This window comes from Salipiger sp. CCB-MM3, from assembly GCF_001687105.1.
Lineage (GTDB): Bacteria > Pseudomonadota > Alphaproteobacteria > Rhodobacterales > Rhodobacteraceae > Salipiger.
This window is the reverse complement of record NZ_CP014598.1, coordinates 78,518-96,212: the sequence shown is the minus strand read 5'-3', so window position 1 is coordinate 96,212 and position 17,695 is coordinate 78,518. Positions and strand designations below refer to the sequence as shown.

The 17,695-nt window shown below is 67.2% G+C and carries 14 protein-coding genes; 11 read left to right on the top strand and 3 right to left on the bottom strand.

The features are described 5' to 3' along the window. Nucleotides 1-6: 6 nt before the first annotated feature. Together AYJ57_RS22330 and AYJ57_RS22325 are read left to right on the top strand one after the other, a co-directional pair. A complete protein-coding gene (locus AYJ57_RS22330; RefSeq protein ID WP_066111224.1) occupies nucleotides 7-654 on the top strand; it encodes an isochorismatase family protein in 648 nt (215 codons plus the stop codon). 453 nt (nucleotides 655-1,107) lie between these two features. Further along, complete coding sequence (locus AYJ57_RS22325) at nucleotides 1,108-2,820, top strand: hypothetical protein (protein ID WP_083191472.1); 1,713 nt, start codon at nucleotides 1,108-1,110, stop codon at nucleotides 2,818-2,820. 61 nt (nucleotides 2,821-2,881) lie between these two features. On the opposite strand, the gene AYJ57_RS22320 is transcribed toward AYJ57_RS22325, so the two are convergent. Then, nucleotides 2,882-4,003 (bottom strand): quercetin 2,3-dioxygenase, encoded by a 1,122-nt coding sequence (locus AYJ57_RS22320; RefSeq protein ID WP_083191471.1) that lies wholly within the window; start codon nucleotides 4,001-4,003, stop codon nucleotides 2,882-2,884. 97 nt (nucleotides 4,004-4,100) lie between these two features. On the opposite strand from AYJ57_RS22320, the gene AYJ57_RS22315 reads away from it, so the two are divergent. Next, complete coding sequence (locus AYJ57_RS22315; RefSeq protein ID WP_066111222.1) at nucleotides 4,101-4,976, top strand: LysR family transcriptional regulator; 876 nt, start codon at nucleotides 4,101-4,103, stop codon at nucleotides 4,974-4,976. Here the strand turns inward: AYJ57_RS22315 and AYJ57_RS22310 are convergent. Next, on the bottom strand, nucleotides 4,973-5,935 hold the full coding sequence (locus AYJ57_RS22310; RefSeq protein WP_237220284.1) for a GlxA family transcriptional regulator: 963 nt from the start codon (nucleotides 5,933-5,935) through the stop codon (nucleotides 4,973-4,975). The genes AYJ57_RS22315 and AYJ57_RS22310 overlap by 4 nt on opposite strands. Nucleotides 5,936-6,047: 112 nt before the next feature. Here AYJ57_RS22310 and AYJ57_RS22305 point away from each other — a divergent pair, with 112 nt between their 5' ends. The 6 genes from AYJ57_RS22305 to AYJ57_RS22280 all read left to right on the top strand — a co-directional run bounded on the left by AYJ57_RS22305 (nucleotide 6,048) and on the right by AYJ57_RS22280 (nucleotide 13,595). After that, complete coding sequence (locus AYJ57_RS22305; RefSeq protein ID WP_066111220.1) at nucleotides 6,048-7,328, top strand: sarcosine oxidase subunit beta family protein; 1,281 nt, start codon at nucleotides 6,048-6,050, stop codon at nucleotides 7,326-7,328. Between the two features lie 9 nt (nucleotides 7,329-7,337). Continuing rightward, nucleotides 7,338-7,628 carry a sarcosine oxidase subunit delta gene (locus tag AYJ57_RS22300; protein ID WP_066111218.1) on the top strand — a complete coding sequence of 97 codons (291 nt, stop codon included), beginning with the start codon at nucleotides 7,338-7,340 and terminating at the stop codon, nucleotides 7,626-7,628. After that, nucleotides 7,625-10,570 (top strand): sarcosine oxidase subunit alpha family protein, encoded by a 2,946-nt coding sequence (locus AYJ57_RS22295; protein WP_066111216.1) that lies wholly within the window; start codon nucleotides 7,625-7,627, stop codon nucleotides 10,568-10,570. The genes AYJ57_RS22300 and AYJ57_RS22295 overlap by 4 nt, the downstream gene beginning before the upstream one ends. Further along, on the top strand, nucleotides 10,563-11,120 hold the full coding sequence (locus AYJ57_RS22290; protein ID WP_066111214.1) for a sarcosine oxidase subunit gamma: 558 nt from the start codon (nucleotides 10,563-10,565) through the stop codon (nucleotides 11,118-11,120). The genes AYJ57_RS22295 and AYJ57_RS22290 overlap by 8 nt, the downstream gene beginning before the upstream one ends. 54 nt (nucleotides 11,121-11,174) lie before the next feature. After that, nucleotides 11,175-12,059, top strand: coding sequence for a formyltetrahydrofolate deformylase (purU, locus tag AYJ57_RS22285; protein ID WP_066111212.1), 885 nt, complete (start codon nucleotides 11,175-11,177; stop codon nucleotides 12,057-12,059). A 252-nt stretch (nucleotides 12,060-12,311) separates the two neighbouring features. Then, nucleotides 12,312-13,595: an NAD(P)/FAD-dependent oxidoreductase gene (locus tag AYJ57_RS22280; RefSeq protein ID WP_066111210.1), complete on the top strand. Its 1,284-nt coding sequence runs from the start codon at nucleotides 12,312-12,314 to the stop codon at nucleotides 13,593-13,595. A gap of 35 nt (nucleotides 13,596-13,630) precedes the next feature. Here the strand turns inward: AYJ57_RS22280 and amaB are convergent, their stop codons facing one another. Next, on the bottom strand, nucleotides 13,631-15,151 hold the full coding sequence (gene amaB / locus AYJ57_RS22275; protein WP_066111208.1) for an L-piperidine-6-carboxylate dehydrogenase: 1,521 nt from the start codon (nucleotides 15,149-15,151) through the stop codon (nucleotides 13,631-13,633). A 183-nt stretch (nucleotides 15,152-15,334) separates the two neighbouring features. Between amaB and AYJ57_RS22270 the strand changes: the two genes are divergently transcribed. Further along, entirely contained in the window at nucleotides 15,335-16,237 is a 903-nt protein-coding gene (locus AYJ57_RS22270) for a LysR family transcriptional regulator (RefSeq protein WP_157374374.1), read from the top strand. A 363-nt stretch (nucleotides 16,238-16,600) separates the two neighbouring features. Next, nucleotides 16,601-17,695, top strand: coding sequence for a phosphotransferase (locus AYJ57_RS22265; RefSeq protein ID WP_066111206.1), 1,095 nt, complete (start codon nucleotides 16,601-16,603; stop codon nucleotides 17,693-17,695).

The window sequence follows — 17,695 nt, the reverse complement described above, 5'->3', positions numbered from 1 at the left end:
ACCACGATGGCCCTGCCCGGAATTGCTCCCTATCCGCTTCCCACCGCCGCCGAACTGCCCGCGGCCCGCGCGCCTTTTGCGCCGGAGCGTGATCGCCTCGCCCTGCTGGTACACGACATGCAGCGGTATTTCTGCGCGCCATACCCCGACGATGCGCCGCTGCGGCCGGCGGTGGCCAATATCGCCCGGCTGATCGCGGGGGCGCGCGCGGCGGGTATCCCGGTGTTCTACACCGCGCAAAAGGGCAATCAGTTCCGGCCCGACCGGGGTCTGCAAGCCGATCTCTGGGGGCCGGGCATGGCGGCAAAACCCGAGCATGAAGCGATCCTTCCCGATCTTGCGCCCGCGCCGGAAGACAACGTTCTGGTCAAGCACCGCTACAGCGCCTTCCAGCGCTCCAACCTCGAGACGCTGCTGCGCGCGCGGGGCCGAGACCAGCTGATGATCACTGGGATCTACGCCCATATCGGCTGTCTGTGCACCGCGACCGAGGCCTTCCAGCGCGATATCGAACCTTTTGCCGTGGCCGACGCGCAGGCCGATTTCGACCGCGCGAAACACGACATGGCCATGCAGTGGATCGCCGCCACCTGCGGCGGCGTCACCTCGACCGGGCAGATGCTCGATGCCATTGGGGTCAGTGCCGCGGCCTGACGCCACCCGCTGCAAACTCGGACGGCAGCCCGTGCCATAGGCGCGGGCTGGCAGAGACCTGCGCATGCGGTGATCCTGGCACAATCGCGCTTGCAGGACCGCATCGGACACACTACCCTAGATTGCAGGGCGCCGTGGGGTTTTGCGCCTTTCAGCCTAGTAGAAAATAGCTTTTCCAAATCACGACGGTGCCGCAGATTTTGCGGCCTCTCTACGCATACACGCAAAACGAGCGACCATTCGGCCTCCCTCTGACGCGGGGACCGGCGCTTTCGGCGTACCCGCCCGTCTTTTTGCCCGCCTGCCGGGCCTGTGTCCGATCCGCGGCCTCGCTGGCTGATCGGTTCGAGCGAGTTTTCCCCGGTTTTCCTGATCTTCGCTGAGCGTGCGCGGCCTGCGGCACCTTGGTGCCGCTGCGGGCCTGCCTGCGTGGCGACTTGCCCGGAGAATGCCATGGTCGATAGTCTGCCCCTTGCCCTTGCGGCCACCGGCGCGCCCGTCGGCGCAGCGCTGTTCGGAGGCAATATCCTCGCGCCGCGCGGCGAGATGACCGGCACGGGGTCTTATGCCGAAGCGGTCTCGCAGCTTGGGGTCACGGGCCTGCGCTATCCCGGCGGGTCGCTGACCGAGTATTATTTCGATCTGGCCGATCCCGATGCGACGCTGGCAAGCCATGCGATGACCGGCGCGGAAACCACCTTCATTCCGCTGTCGGAGTTCATGGGCTACGCCGCCCAGACCGGCCACGCGGTGACCATCGTGCTGCCGACACGCGACCAGCTTTCGGATGTGCGCGACGAGACCGGCAACCGCCTGCCGGATATCGACGAGGAGGTGCTGCGCGACTTCGTGCATGATCTCGCGTCGGGTGGCTACGGCGCGGCAGAGATCGCGGCGCTGGAGATCGGCAACGAATACTGGGGCTCGGGCGAGATGACGGCGGTGGAATACGGTCGCCTCGCCACGGACATGGCCGAGATCATCGCCGACGAACTGGCGCTGGTGGCCGAGGTGCAGGGGATCGACACTTCGGGCATCCGCGTCTTGGCGCAGATGGGGCAGAACTACGGGTTCTCGAACCTTTCCGAAAGCTACGAGGGATGGGACGCCGAGGAGGTCATCGCCGATCTGACAGCGCTCTACCCCAATGCCGGGCTGAGCGAGGCCAATATCCGCGGCAGCGGCGAGGTCAATTGGTCCGAGGTGACCAACGCCTTGGTGCAGATGGGGTTCGAGACCGAGGCAGAGCGCGATGCGCTCGACGGGATCGTCACCCATGTCTACGCCCGAGGGACAGAGGCCAGCCGATCCTATGCGCTCGAGACCATCCAGAACACTTGGCTCGAGCACGCGGGGTTCGAGCACCTCGAGATCCATGTCACAGAGTGGAACTTCAAGTCGACACAGGGTCTCGACCGTGCAAGCGACTACGGGCTGTTTCAGGCGCAGGAGATGCTGCAGATCGTCGAGGAGTTCATCCTCGCCGGGGTCGATCAGGCGCATGTCTGGCCGCTGATCCAGAACACCGCGAACGCCCTGTCGACCGGGTTTACCTTCGAGGCCGCCACGGTGCCCGGCGAGATGTTTGCAATGATGGCCAGCGCGCTGCCCGGTAAGACCTTGTTGGATTTTGTCGCCGGCGATGACGACACCGACGCCGAAGCTGGGGCGGTGACAGTGCATGCCTTTGCCGGATCGGGCGAGATGGTGCTCTATCTGATGTCGCAAAGCGATGCGGCAAGCGTGTCGGATCTCGATCTGTCGGGGCTGGTGAGCGGTTTCGGCGCGATGGAAATTACCGTGCTTGGCGTGGCCGAGGGGGAGGCTGTTGGAGACACCGGCTCTGTGCCCGATGTGCAGAGCCTCAATGCCGAAGAGGTCTATGCGGACGGCGTGCTGGAGGTCGATCTGGACCCGCGCGAGATCATGCAGGTGGTGATCCGCGACCTGCAACCGAGCGAGGCCTTCGCGCCCGTGCTGGCCGAGATCGACGGGAGCGCGGCGGAGGAGATCGAAGCGGCGGTCTCCCTCGACATGTTGCTGCCGGAGACGCTGGTGGAGGAGGACGCACCTGAGCCGGAGGAAGAGGAGGGCGATGCGGGCGGCTGGGGCAGCTTTGGCATGATGCTCGCGCTGCTGCCGCTGGCCGGGCTTTTGGGGTTCTGAGCGCCAGAGGTCCGATCCCGCCCGAAGGCGGGATCGCGCTGCTGGCCGGTCAGTTGGCAGCTCAGTCCCTGACGGTCAGCACGTTCAGGTCAAGCTCATCGAGCTTTGCCATCACCCGATCAAAGCGGAAGGCGGGCGGCTCGACGGGGAAGACATGCGCCTCGGTCGGATCGCCGATGGTGCGGAAGAACGGCTCGAACACCGCGGGCACAAGCCAGCCGTAGAAGCGGGTATAGGGCGAGTCTAGGCGGTAGCTATGTACCGTGCGCGCCGTCACCTGACAGAAATCGCCCGGGTGCAACGTCAGTTCGGTGCCGTTCACCCAGAGCGTCATCTGCCCTTCGAGACAGAAGAAATTCTCGGTGTGATGCTCGTGGTAGTGCCATGGGATCGGCTGCCCCGCGGGGCCCTCATCGAGCACCGCGAAAAATGCGCCATCGGTCGAGGCGGCGGTCTGGGTGAAGCTGAAAAGCTGATCGGCGGCGACCAGCCGCTCGCCTTCACCGTCTTGCAGCACATAGGGCACCCGCTCGGACGGCACGCCGGTGGCGGTGACCAGAACCGGCGTCATCTCGGGCAGGGCGCCGAGCCATTCCACATCGGCGCTTGCGGCGGCCGCATCGAGCCGCTCCTGAGCGATCGTGTGGTCGGGGAGGTCGGGCTGCACCGGGCGGCTGAAGGGGGTGCCGAGGCTTTGGTAGAATTGACCCAGCCCATCCCCGATCGACCACGTCAGCACCCGCGTGCGCCATCCCGCCATGCGGTAGCCATGCGCTGTCCCCGCGGGGACATAGGCGTAATCACCCTGTGTCAGCAGATGCGCCTTGCCATCCATGTAAAGCTCCAGCCGCCCGGACATGACGTAGATCGCCTCGTCGGTCTTGGCGTGGCGATGCATGGGCAGCTCTGCGCCGACGCCGCCGGTGAGAATGGCGGCGGTGCAATCGCCCGCGGATTCCTCGGGGCGCATGATCAGCGTGGCGACATGGCCGCCGATCAGATGGAACTCGCCCTCGCCGTCGCGCAGCGCGTAAAGCTCATGCTTGCCCGGCAGCGTGCCGGTGGCCACCGGCTGCGGCAGCATCCCCAGCGGCTGGTCGGCAAGCACCATGTCTCCGGTCAGCGCGGCGGCGGCCCCGCCAAGTGCGGCGCGGCCCAAGAAGGCTCTGCGTGAAAAACCCATATCGATACCTCATCAATTCTCTATGGGTTGCACCTACCGCGCGCCGTTGATCAGTTCTAATATCGAGTTTTTACCCTATGATCAGTTGGAGTGATCAATGGAGCTGCGTCACCTGCGCTATTTCACCGTGCTCGCCGAAGAGCTGCATTTTGGTCGCGCGGCGGCGCGGCTCAATATCGTGCAGCCGGCCCTCTCGATGCAGATCCGCGCGCTGGAGGCAGAATTGGGCGCGACGCTCTTTCTGCGCGAGCGGCGGCAGGTGTCGCTCAGCCCGGCAGGCGCGCAGTTTCTGCCAGAGGCCCGGCGGGTGCTGTCGCAGGCAGAGTTCGCCGCGCAGGTCGCGCGTGACGCGGCGCGCGGGGTAATCGGACACTTGCGGCTCGGGTTTTCGGCGAATGCGGTGTTTTCGGGGGTGCTGTCCGATGTGGTGGCGCGGATGCGCGAGGCGCACCCGAGGGTCGAGATCACGCCGGTGGAGGGCCATCCGACGGAGCTGACCGAGGCGCTGCTGCGCGGCGAGCTGGACGCAGCGGTCAGTACGGTGCTCTCGGGGCCGGTGCGCGACGGCTTGCGTTCGCGAAAGCTGGCAACGTTTGCGCCGCGGCTCGTAGCGCCAAAGGGCAACGACTTGGCGGCGCGGGGGCCGGTCGCGCCCGAAGCGCTGCGCGCCGAAGCCTTCATCGGATATTCGGGCAGCGGCGATGTGGACGGCATGGGGCTTACGGCGCAAGTGCTGGGCTTCATGCCGCGGCTCGCCTGCACCAGCTCGTCGCCGTCCATGGCGATCGGATTGGTGGCGGCGGGCTTTGGGCTCACCGTGGTGCCGGAAAGCCTCGCGCTGCCGGGGCAGGGGGTCGACTTCGTGCCGCTGGTGGGCGCGGCGGAGGTGCTGGACGTGTCGGTGATCTGGCCCGAGGCGCAGGCAGGGACGGGAGTGACCGGCGCTTTCCTCGACCTGTTGCACGGCGGCTAACCGCGGGTAGCCTTGCGCCGCGCGGCGGGGCTGCTGCCAAAACGGCGGCGGAAGGCGCGGCTGAACGGGCTGCGCTCGCCAAAGCCGGTGGCCTGCGCGATGGCGTCGATGCCTAGGCTCGAGCGGCGCAGGATCTCATCTGCCTTGTCCAGCCGCAGCCCGCGGTAGAAGGCCATCACGCTTTGCCCCAGTTGCGCCCGGCACAGCCGTTCGAGTTGCCGTGTGCTGACCCCGCTGAGCTTGGCGAGGTCCTCCAGCGTCAGCGGGTCGGCGATATGGCTGCTCATGAGGTCGAGCATTGCCTCCAGCGCCGGGTGGGTGACCCCAAGGCTCCGCGCGGGGCTTTGCTGCTGCGGGGCCTCGGCGCTGCGAATGCCGGTATGGATGAACCAGTCGCTGACCGCGCGCGCCAGTTCGGCGCCATGCTCGGCGGTGATCAGGGCGTGCATCATGTCGAGCGGCGCCATGCCGCCCGCGCAGGTATAGCGGTCGCGGTCTATGACGAAGAGGCGGCGCTCGATCATCGCCTCGGGATAGAGGCTGCGCATCTCGTCCACATGCATCCAGTGGATGGTATAGCGCCGGTCCTGCATCACCCCGGCGGCGGCAAGCAGCGTGGCACCGCCCGAGATGCCTCCCAGCGGCACGCCTTGCCGGGCGAGACGGCGCAGCGCGGCAAGCGTGGCGGGATCGGTCGCCTGCATCGGATCGCCGCCCGAGACCACGAACAGCAGATCAAGCTGGCCCGGCATCTCGCTGAGGGCGCGCGTCTCGAAACCGCCCAGCACCGAACTGCGCAGCCATCCGCCTTCGGACGAGAGAAAGATTAGCTCGTAAAGATCCCGTCCGCTCAGCAGGTTGGCGGCGCGCAGCGGCTCGACCGCCGAGGCCGCCGACATCAGCGCAAAATCGGGGGTGAAGAGAAAGCCGATGCGGCGGGCGGGGGATCTGCGGGACACGATGGCGCCAATTTCTGTCGTGGTATGTCCTGAAATGTCACAAATTCGGCTGCTATGGAACCGGATTTCGGCAGCACTCCTGTCATTTTGCAACGCAACAAGGAGTACGCGCATGAGATTCTCCGGCTCTAGATCGTCCGGCCCTAAATTCTCTGGCCTTCGCGTCATCAAGGAAGCCCTCACCGGCCACAGAGGCTGGAAACCGCTCTGGCGCGATCCCGAGCCGAAAGCGGCCTATGATTTCGTTATCGTGGGGGGCGGCGGTCATGGTCTGGCCACGGCCTTCTACCTCGCCAAGACCTTTGGGCAGGCGAAAGTGGCGGTGCTGGAAAAGGGCTGGCTTGGCTCTGGCAACATCGGGCGGAACACGACGATCATCCGCTCCAACTACCTGCTGCCGGGCAATGAGCCCTTCTACGAGTTCTCGATGAAGCTCTGGGAAAATCTCGAGCAGGAGACCAATTTCAACTCGATGGTCAGCCAGCGCGGGATCATCAACCTCTTTCATTCCGACGCGCAGCGCGATGCTTACCGGCGGCGCGGCAACGCTATGCGGCTGGCCGGAGCGGACGCCGAGCTTCTGGGGCCGGAGGATCTGCGCGCGCGGCTGCCGTATCTGAACTTCGACAACGCGCGCTTCCCGATCAAGGGTGGGCTGCTGCAGGCCCGCGCCGGGACCGCGCGGCATGATGGCGTGGCTTGGGGCTATGCGCGCGGCGCGGATATGCGCGGCGTCGACATCATCCAGAACTGCGAGGTCACCGGGTTCCGCATCGAGGGCGGCGCGGTCATGGGCGTCGAGACATCCCGCGGCTACATCGGCGCGGGCAAGGTCGGCGTGGCAGTGGCGGGCTCGTCCAGCCGGGTGATGCAAATGGCCGGGATGCGCCTGCCGATCGAAAGCCACGTGCTGCAGGCCTTCGTGTCGGAGGGGCTGAAGCCGCTGATCGACACGGTGATCACCTTCGGTGCCGGGCATTTCTACATCAGCCAGTCCGACAAGGGCGGGCTGGTCTTCGGCGGCGACATCGACGGGTATAACTCCTATGCGCAGCGCGGCAATCTGCCGGTGGTCGAGGATGTGGCCGAGGGCGGCATGGCGCTGATGCCGATGATCGGACGGGCGCGGCTGCTGCGCAGCTGGGGCGGCATCATGGACATGTCGATGGACGGCTCGCCGATCATCGACGCGACGCCTGTGGACGGGCTCTATCTCAACGCAGGCTGGTGCTACGGCGGTTTCAAGGCGACCCCGGCGTCGGGCTACGCCTTCGCGCATCTGCTGGCGACGGGCCGCCCGCATGAGACCGCCGGGGCCTTCCGCCTCGACCGTTTCGCGCGCGGCCATCTGATTGACGAAAAGGGCGCAGGCGCCCAGCCGAACCTGCATTGAGGTGACACGATGCTGATCCCGCACCCGCTTCTTGGTCCGCGCGACGCGCAGGAGTTCACCTATCTTGGCGACGCCGCGCTGCTGGATCGCCCCTCGCCCGACGGAGAGGGCGCGGAGGCTGCCTTTTGCGACTATGTCTTCCTGCGCGGTAACCCGGCGGGGGTCCATCGCGAGCTGTGGTTCCACGAGCAGGGCGACCGCTCTTGGCTGGTGGTGACCCGCAACACGCTGACCCATGAAATCATCAAGGCCGAACTGGCCTCGGACGTGGCGCTGGCGCGCAAGGGAGCCCAAGAATGACCCGCATCCCCGGCGGCCTGATCGACCGCAGCCAGACACTGACCTTCACCTTCAACGGCAAAAGCTACACCGGCCACCCCGGCGACACGCTTGCCTCGGCGCTGTTGGCCAATGGCGTGCGCCTCATGGGCCGCAGCTTCAAGTATCACCGTCCGCGCGGCGTGGTCTCCGCAGGGTCCGAAGAGCCCAACGCCCTTGTCACCCTGCGGACCGGCGCCCGCGCCGAGCCCAATACCCGCGCCACCGTGGCCGAGCTGTATGACGGGCTGACAGCGCGCAGCCAGAACCACATCGGTCCGCTCGGTTTCGATGCGCTGGCGGTGAACGATCTGCTGTCGCCCTTCTTCGCGGCGGGCTTTTACTACAAGACCTTCATGTGGCCTCGCGCCTTCTGGGAGAAGCTCTACGAGCCGATGATCCGCCGCGCCGCGGGCCTTGGCGCGCTCTCGGGCGAGGCCGATCCCGACGCCTACGACCGCGCCAATCTGCATTGCGACCTGCTGGTCATCGGCGGCGGCGCGGCGGGTCTTGCCGCGGCGCTGACCGCCGGGCGGGCAGGCGCGCAGGTGGTGCTGGCCGATGAGGACTTCCGCCTCGGGGGGCGCCTTCTGGCCGAGAGCGATCCGCTGGACGGCGGACCCGCAAGCGATTGGGTGGCTGAGGTCGAGGCCGAGTTGCGCGCGCTGCCGAACGTGCGCATCCTGACGCGGACCACCGTCTTCGGCACCTATGACCACGGTATTTTCGGCGCGGTCGAGCGGGTCGCCGACCATCTGCCCGAGCCCGGCGCGCGCGTGCGCCAGACGCTCTGGCGGATCACTGCAAAGCGCAGCGTGCTGGCGGCGGGCGCGACCGAGCGGCATATCCCCTTCGCCAGCAACGACCGTCCGGGCATCATGCTCGCGGGCGCCATGCGCGCCTATGCCAACCGCTGGGCGGCGCTGCCAGTGACCAAGCCGCAGGACCGGATTGCCATTTTCACCAGCACTGACGACGGCCACCGCACCGCGCTCGACCTCATTGCGAAGGGGGCCAACGTCCTTGGTGTGATCGACCCGCGTGCGGATGCCCCGCGCTTCGGCGACTACCAGCTCTTTGCCGGGGCGCAGGTCACCGGCACGCACGGGCGGCTGGGATTGAGCTCGATCGAGATCACCCGCGACGGCCGCGCCGACTGGCTCGAATGCCATGCACTTGGCGTCTCGGGCGGCTGGAACCCCAACGTGCATCTTGCCTCGCACCACCGCGGACGCCCGGTCTGGAACGAGCAGCTGCTGGCCTTCGTGCCGGGCGAGGGCGGGCCGCAGGGCGTCATTCCCGCCGGTGCCTGTGCCGGGCGCGGCTCGACCTCTGCCGCGCTCGGGGATGGCGCGCGGGCGGCGCAGGCGGCCCTGTCGGAGCTTGGGATCAGCGCGGCGCTCCCCCGCCTGCCCAAAGCCGAAGACAGGCCCCTGCGCCAGACCGCCCTTTGGCACGTGCCGGGCAAGGCGCGCGCCTGGGTGGATTTCCAGAACGACGTGACGGTCAAGGACATCGCGCTGGCCCACAAGGAGAACATGCGCCCCGTCGAGCACCTGAAGCGCTGGACCACGCTCGGCATGGCCACGGATCAGGGCAAGACCGCCAATGTCACCGCGCTCGCGGTGATGGCCGAGCTGACCGGGAAGAGCGTCGCCGAAACCGGAACCACCATCTACCGCCCGCCCTATACCGGCGTCTCGCTCTCGGTCCTCGGCGGCGGCGACACGGGCAAGGACTTCCGCCCGACACGCCTGACCCCGACCCACCGTTGGGCCGAGGCGCAGGGCGCGGCCTTCGTCGAGGTCGGGCCGTGGCTGCGGGCGCAGTATTTCCCGCGCCCCGGCGAAACCCATTGGCGCGAAAGCGTCGATCGCGAGGCGAAGGCGGTGCGCAGCGCCGTCGGCCTCTGCGACGTGACCACGCTGGGCAAGATCGACGTGCAGGGCCGCGATGCCGGGGAATTCCTCAATCGCGTCTATTCCAACATGATGGGCACGCTGAAGGTCGGCCGCGTCCGCTACGGGCTGATGCTGCGCGAGGACGGGCATCTCTACGACGACGGCACCTGCGCACGGATGGCCGAGGATCACTATGTGGTCACCACGACCACCGGCAACGCCGGGCTGGTCTTCCGCAACATGGAATTCGCACGGCAGTGTCTCTGGCCGGAGCTCGACGTGCAGATCATCTCGACCACCGATGCCTGGGCGCAGATCGCCGTGGCGGGGCCGCGCTCGCGCGAGCTGCTGTCGCGGATCGTGGATGATTTCGATCTGTCGAACGAGGCCTTCCCCTTCATGGCCTGCGCCTCCCTCACCGTCTGCGGAGGATTGCGCGCGCGGCTCTTTCGCATCTCCTTCTCCGGCGAGCTGGCCTATGAGATCGCCGTGCCCGCCCGCTATGGCCATGCGCTGATGCAGCGGCTGATGGAGCAGGGCGCCGATCTGGGCGTCACCCCCTATGGCACCGAGGCGCTCGGCGTGCTGCGCATCGAGAAGGGCCACGCGGCGGGCGCTGAACTCAACGGGCAGACCACGGCGGCGATGATCGGGCTGGGGATGATGGTGTCGAAGAAGAAGGACTCCATCGGTGCCGTCATGTCGCGGCGCAAGGGGCTCGCGGGCGACACACGGCGGCTGGTCGGACTGCAGCCGGTGGACCCAGAGGCCAAGGTCGTGCCGGGCGCGCATCTGTTCACCAAGGGCGCGGCGCAGGACATGGCACATGATCAGGGCTGGGTCACCTCGGCCTGTTTCTCGCCGCATGTGGGCAGTTCGATCGGTCTGGGGTTCCTCGAAGATGGGGACAGCCGCACCGGCGAGGTGATCCTTGCCGCCAACCCGCTCGAGGGCAACAGCGCCGAGTTGCGCGTCGTCCCTGCGCATTTCATTGATCCCGAAGGAGAGCGTCTGCGTGGCTGATCTCATCCCCCTCACGGCGCTTGGTGCCGAGGCGCCGCGCCGCGCGAGCTTTGCGGCGCTCACCCTCACCGAACGCCCCGACATTGCCCTCGCGTCGCTTGCGCTGCGCAAGGGCGGCACCGCTCCGCAGGTCTTCGGCCTCGCGCTGCCGGGACCGGGCGGCATGGTGACCTCGGGCGGAACCGCCGCCTTCTGGACCGGGCCGGGTCAGTGGATGGTTATGGCGGACGAGCGCGCAGAGGAGGATTTCGCCGCAGCGCTTTGTGCCGCCGCGCCCGGCTGCTCGGTCACCGAACAGACCGACGGCTGGGTCGCCATCGAGATGGACTGCCGCACGCCCATCGCTGCCGAGCGGTTTCTAGAGCGGCTCGTGAACCTGCCGCCAGAGGCATTGGCGCCGGGCCGGGCCACGCGCAGCATGTTGCACCATATGGCGGTTTATATGCTGCGGCACTCCGAGACACGGCTGCTGATCTGGGGCATGCGCTCCGCCGCCGACAGCCTTTGGCATGCGCTCGAAAGTGCCGCCGCCCGCCTCACAGCTGACTGAGCCGAAACCAGAATACCGCTGCAAGGCGGCCGATCCGATCGACCGGAGACCCCCATGTCCTCCTACGCCCTCACCGTGCAATGCCCCTCGACCCGCGGCATCGTCGCCGCCATCTCCGGCTTTCTGGCCGAGCAGGGCTGCAATATCACCGACAGCGCCCAGTTCGACGATCTGGCCACCGGGAATTTCTTCATGCGGGTCAGCTTCCGCAGCGAGACCGGCGCCGAGATCGCCGCGCTGGAAGAGGCTTTCGCCGCCGTGGCCGAGAGCTTTGGCATGAATTTCGCCTTCCACGACGAGGCGGCGAAAATGAAAGTGGTGGTGATGGTCAGCCGCTTCGGCCATTGCCTCAACGATTTGCTTTACCGCTGCCGCATCGGCGCGCTGCCGGTGGAGATCGTTGCGGTGATCTCCAATCACATGGATTACCAAAAGGTGGTGGTGAACGCCGACATCCCCTTCCACTGCATCAAGGTCACCAAGGAGAACAAGCCGCAGGCCGAGGCGGCAATCATGCAGGTGGTCGAGGACGCAGGCGCCGAGCTCATCGTGCTGGCGCGCTACATGCAGATCCTCAGCGACGAGATGTGCCGCAAGATGTCGGGGCGGATCATCAACATCCACCACAGCTTCCTGCCCAGCTTCAAGGGCGCCAACCCCTACAAGCAGGCCTATCAGCGTGGCGTGAAGCTGATCGGCGCGACCTCGCATTACGTCACCGCCGACCTCGACGAGGGCCCGATCATCGAGCAGGACATCGTGCGTGTCACCCATGCGCAATCGCCCGAGGATTACGTCTCGCTGGGCCGCGACGTCGAGGCGCAGGTGCTCGCCCGCGCCATCCACGCGCATGCCCACCGCCGGGTCTTCATCAACGGCGACAAGACCGTGGTCTTCCCCGCCTCGCCGGGCAGCTACAGCTCGGAACGCATGGGCTGAGACGCGGCGCTATTTGCCCGATATCCCCGCCCGCGGCACGCTCCGGCCTGCCTCCGGCGGGGATATTTCTGCCAAGAGGAAGGCGCGGACCCGCGCCCCACCCCGCCGCTCCTCTTGGCTCAAATATCCCGGGGGAGATGTGCCGTCATGCGCATCCGGTCTTGCCTCATGCGCAATCTGCACTGGACGTTGCCGTGAGCGGGTCGCAAGATTTGGCAGGCCCGCCGAGGCGGCAGTTAACGGACGGAAGCCATGGCAGATTTTCCCCGCAGCAATCTTTGGCACGCCAGCGCGCAGGAGCAGTTTTCCGGCGCGGCTCTGGCGGAGGATTTGAGTGCCGAGCTGATCATCGTCGGCGGCGGCTTCACCGGCTGCGCGGCGGCGCTGGAGGCAGCGCGGCGCGGGGCCAGCGTGGTGCTGCTTGAGGCGCATGTGATCGGGCACGGCGGCTCGGGGCGCAACGTGGGGCTGGTGAACGCAGGCCTCTGGCTGCCGCCGGATCAGATCATCGCGCAGATGGGCGAAGCGGCGGGCGGGCGGCTGATCGAGGAGTTGGGGCAGGGGCCTGAACGGGTCTTTGCGCTGATCGACCGTGAGGACATCGCCTGCGAGGCGACGCGGGCCGGGACCCTGCATCTGGCACATGCGCCTTCCGGCGTGGCCGATCTGGAGAGCCGCTTCCGGCAGGGCAACCGCATCGGTGCGCCGGTGCAGCTGCTGGACGCCGAAGAGACGCAGCGGCGCAGCGGCTCGGGCGAATTTCACGGCGCGCTTCTCGACCCGCGGGCGGGCACGGTGCAGCCGCTGTCCTATTGCCGGGGGCTTGCCCGCGCGGCCGCGGCGGCTGGGGCGCGCATTTTCGAGGGTGCGCAGGTCAGCGAGATCAGCCGGGATGGTTCGGGCTGGCAGCTGCGCTGCAATGGCCACCGCCTGCGCGGCGCGCGGTTGCTGATTGCCACCAACGCCTATCATGAGGGGCTGCCCGCCGCCTATCGCCCCAGCTTCGTCACCGTCAGCTACAGCCAGTTTGCCACCGCGCCGCTGCCGGAGGCGCTGCGCGAGAAGGTGCTTCCGGGGGGCGAGGGGTGCTGGGATACGGCGCTGGTCATGTCCTCCTTCCGCATCGACCGCGCCGGGCGGCTGATCCTGGGCGGCATGGGAGACGCCGAGGGCCCGGCGCGCGCGCTGCATGGCGATTGGGCGCGGCGCAAGCTGCGCCGGGTGTTCCCCGAGCTTGCGGATATCGGCTTTGAACATGCGTGGCGGGGGCAGATCGCCATGACCCGCGACCATGTTCCGAAGATTGTGCGCCTTGGGTCGTCGGCGCTGTCGATCTTCGGCTATTCCGGGCGGGGGATCGCGCCGGGAACGGTCTTTGGCACCGCCGCCGCCGAGGCGCTTCTGGAAGGGTCTGAGGCGGCGCTGCCCATCGCGCCCGTCGAGGGCTATTCGGAGCGGTTCACCCGCGTCATGGGCGGCTATTACGAGGCGGGCGCGGCGCTGACCCATGCGCTGAAGCCGGGGCTTCTGGGGTAGGGGCGGGTGACCAGTTCCGGCCACCCGCCCTTCTGTCACTCGATGTCGAACACCACGCCCTGCGCCAGCGGCAGCTCGCTGGAGTAGTTGATGGTGTTGGTCGCCCGCCGCATATAGGCGCGCCATGCGTCAGAGCCGCTCTCGCGTCCGCCGCCGGTCTCTTTTTCACCGCCGAAAGCTCCGCCGATTTCAGCCCCCGAGGTGCCGATGTTGACATTCGCGATGCCGCAGTCGGAACCGCGCGCCGACAGGAAGCTCTCCATCTCGCGCAGGTCGGTGGTGAAGATCGACGAGCTGAGCCCGCCGCCGACGTCGTTGTGCAGTTCCAGCACCTCGTCGAAGTCGCTGTATTTCATCACGTAGAGGATCGGGGCGAAGGTCTCGCGCAGCACCGGGCCGGTTTGCGCGGGCATCTCCACCAGCGCGGGTTTGACGTAATAAGCCGCCTCGCCCTCGACCGCCTCGCGTTGGCCGCCATGGACGGTGCCGCCGAGGTCTGCCGCTTCTATCAGGGCCGTCTGCATGCCGTCGAAGGCGGCGCCGTCGATCAGCGGGCCGACCAGCGCGTCGGTCTGCAGCGGGTTGCCGACGGTGACGCTGGCATAGGCGCGGCGCAGCGCGGGCACCAGTTGATCGTAGACGCTCTCATGCACGAAAAGGCGGCGCATGGTGGTGCAGCGCTGGCCCGCCGTGCCCATGGCGCCGAAGGCGATGGCGCGCAGGGCCATATCCATATCGGCGGAGGGGCAGACGATTCCGGCGTTGTTGCCGCCCAATTCGAGGATGCATTTGCCGAAACGCGCCGCCACTTTCGGGCCGACGATGCGGCCCATGCGAGTCGATCCGGTGGCCGAGATCAGCGCGACTTTCTCGCTCTCCACCAGCGTCTCGCCCAGTTCGGGGCCGCCGACCAGCACTTGGCTCAGCCCTTCGGGGGCGTCGCCGAAACGGGCGATGGCGCGGTCGAGCACCGCTTGGCAGGCGAGCGCGGTGAGCGGGGTCTTCTCGGAGGGTTTCCAGATCACCGGATCGCCGCAGACCAGCGCCAGCGCGGCGTTCCAGCACCACGGCGCACAGGGGAAGTTGAAGGCGGTGATGATGCCCACCACGCCCAGCGGGTGCCATGTTTCCATCATCCGGTGGCCGGGGCGCTCGGTGGCGATGGTCAGCCCGTAAAGCTGGCGGGAGAGGCCGACGGCGAAATCGCAGATGTCGATCATCTCCTGCACCTCGCCAAGCCCTTCGGAGGGCGATTTGCCGGCCTCGATCGAGACCATGCGGGCAAGCTCGTCCTTTGATTTGCGCAGTTCCTCGGCGAAGAGGCGCACCAGCTCGCCCCGGCGCGGCGCGGGCACCATGCGCCAGCTGCGGAAGGCGGCGCGCGCGGTGTCGATCGCGGCGGCGGCGTCCTCGGCGGACTGAGGCGCGAGCTGCGCGACGCTCTCGCCGGTCACCGGAGAGACGATCTGCAGTCCATCTGCGGCATCCAGCGCGGCGGTGACGCCGCAGCGCTCAAGGGTTTCGGCGGTGAGGACGGGAAGCGGTTTGCTCAGCATCGGGGGGCTCCTTCGCTTGGGTATCGGACGCTTGGGTTATCTGCGGTCGTTGCTTGCGGGCAGGATATCAGCGCAGGGCCATGCACCCATAACGCCAAGTCCGGCTGACCTCATGCGGGTTTGGCATGGTCCTTGGCCGGGGCGGGGCCTATCGTGCGCCGCAGCATGACAAGAGGACCCACCGTGCCCCTGCAAAGACGCCTGCTTCCAGACATGAAGGTGCTGCAGACCTTCGAGCTTGCCGCGCGGCACGGCAATTTCACCCGCGCTGGCGAGGAACTGGCGCTGACCCAGAGCGCGGTGAGCCGCCATGTGCGCGAGCTAGAAGAGCAGATCGGCAAGCCGCTGTTCGAGCGGCTGCGGGGCCGGGTGGTGCTGACGCGGGCGGGCAGCGAATTGCTGCCAGAGGTGCAGCGGCTTTTGCGCATGGCCGAAAGCACCATGCGCCATGCCACCGCCGGGGCGCAGGGCGAGAGCCTGCTGGCGGTCAACGCCCCGCCGACCTTCGCGACGCGCTGGCTGATGCCGCGGCTGCCGGAGTTTCTGGCGGCGCATCCGCAGCTGCGCATGGACGTGGGCACCAGCACCGGTGTTTTCGACCTCGACAGCCGGCAATGTGATCTTGCGCTGCATTTCGGGCAACCGCTCTGGCCCGGCGGGCAATGTCGCTATCTCTGCAGCGAAATCGTCCTGCCGGTGGCTGGCGGGGCGCTGCGCGAGGTGGCGATCACGGCACCGGAGGATCTGCTGGCGCAGCCCCGGCTGCACATCACGCCGCGCGCCACCATGTGGGGCGATTGGTTCGCCCGGCAGGGCATGGCGCTGCCCGATGCCCAAGGCGGGCATTGGTTCGACGAATTCGCGCTGAGCATCGAGGCAGTGAAGGCCGGTCTGGGCTTTGCGCTGCTGCCGCGCTACCTGATCGAGGCAGAGCTTGCGCGCGGCGAGCTGACCGTGGCGCTCGATGTGCCGCATGGCACTGATCTGGCTTGGTATATCGTCACGCCTGAGGGGCGGGCCGACAAGGCCGCAGCGTTTTCCGAGTGGCTGCTCGGGCAGGTGTCGTTCCGGCCCTTGGAGGGGTGACATAGCAAGCTATGCGCTGGAGGCAGGGCGGGTCTTCCCTTTCGGAAGTTGTTCCGAAGCGCTTCGAATGGCATCTTTGATCCATCGACGCCACGCTGCGACGATAGAGTTTTCTAGAGGCTCTCTCCTCCTCCCTGAGCCTCGGAAATCGGCGGCGACCCTTCTCCTCCTCCCTAGGGTCGCCGCCACACTCACTCCTCCAGATGCCCCTTAGAAATCAATCGCTTCGCGAAGCGTGTGCTTGCGTGCATGCCTTTTGTGCAGTCGCATTCTTCGCTGCGCGGCGCGGCCATTCCGGCCTATATCGCCGCCTTGCGCACTCTCAATTTATAAAATATAAATTTCGGGAAAAGCGAGGCTTACATGGCGATCGACGCGCTGCAGACCGCTCTCTTTGAGTTTGAGAATCCGCTCCTGCGTGCGGCCGCTGTCGGATTCTCGACGCCGAAGCCCTCGCTCCCCCTCACACAGCTTGCGGGCATCCTCTTTGAGGGCTGGGGCCTCGACGGGCGGCTCACCGACCTTGGGGGAGAGCGGGACAGCAACACGTTGGTCGAGACAGAGCAGGGCGCGCGCTATGTGCTCAAGGTCTTCAGCCCCGAAGACGGCGAGGACATCCGGCAGCTGCAGCATTGCGCCATGCGGCATCTGACCCAGCACAGCCCGGTGCCGACCCCTGCGCTGCACCCGACCTTGGCGGGTGCGCAGGAACATCCGGTTCAGCATGTTGGAGGCACCCCGCTCTTTGCCGCGCTGATCGACATGATGACGGGCACCGCGCCGCAGCCGGATGGCAGCGAGGCGCAGATGCGGATGATCGGGCGCAGCATCGGGGCGCTGCAATCGGGTCTTTCAGGGCTGCGGCATCCGGCGGCGCGGCGCGTCCTGCTGTGGGACCAGATGAACGTGCTGAGGCTGCGCGAGCTTTCGGCGCTGATCGCGGATGCGGACCTGCGGCTGCGCGTGCAGCGAGCCATGGATCACCTCGAAGGCCGGATGGACGCGCTGGCGGCGCTGCCGAGCGCGATCATCCACAATGACCTGAGCCCAAGCAACATGCTGGTCGATCCCGCCGACCCGCTGCGGCTGACCGCGATCTTCGACTTCGGCGATCTGGTCGAGGCTCCGCTGATCAACGATATCGCCATTGCCGCCAGCTATTTCATCCGCCCCGCAGCGCCCTTGGCGCCGCAGCTTGCCTGCTTTGTCGCGGGCTATGAAGAGCACCGCCGCCTCGGCGATGACGAACTGGCGGCGCTGCCGGATGCGCTGCTGTCGCGGCTGCTGTTGCGGCTGGTCATCCCGCTGTGGCGCAGCACGCTTTTCCCGGCCAACCGTGCCTATCTTCTACGCCATTTCGAGGCGGCGCAGGCGCTGGCCGAGCCGCTGTTGCCGCCGCGATCCGGGCCGATCCATCCGCCGCTGCGCTTCTCCCGTTCCGATCTGAAAGGGGTCTGA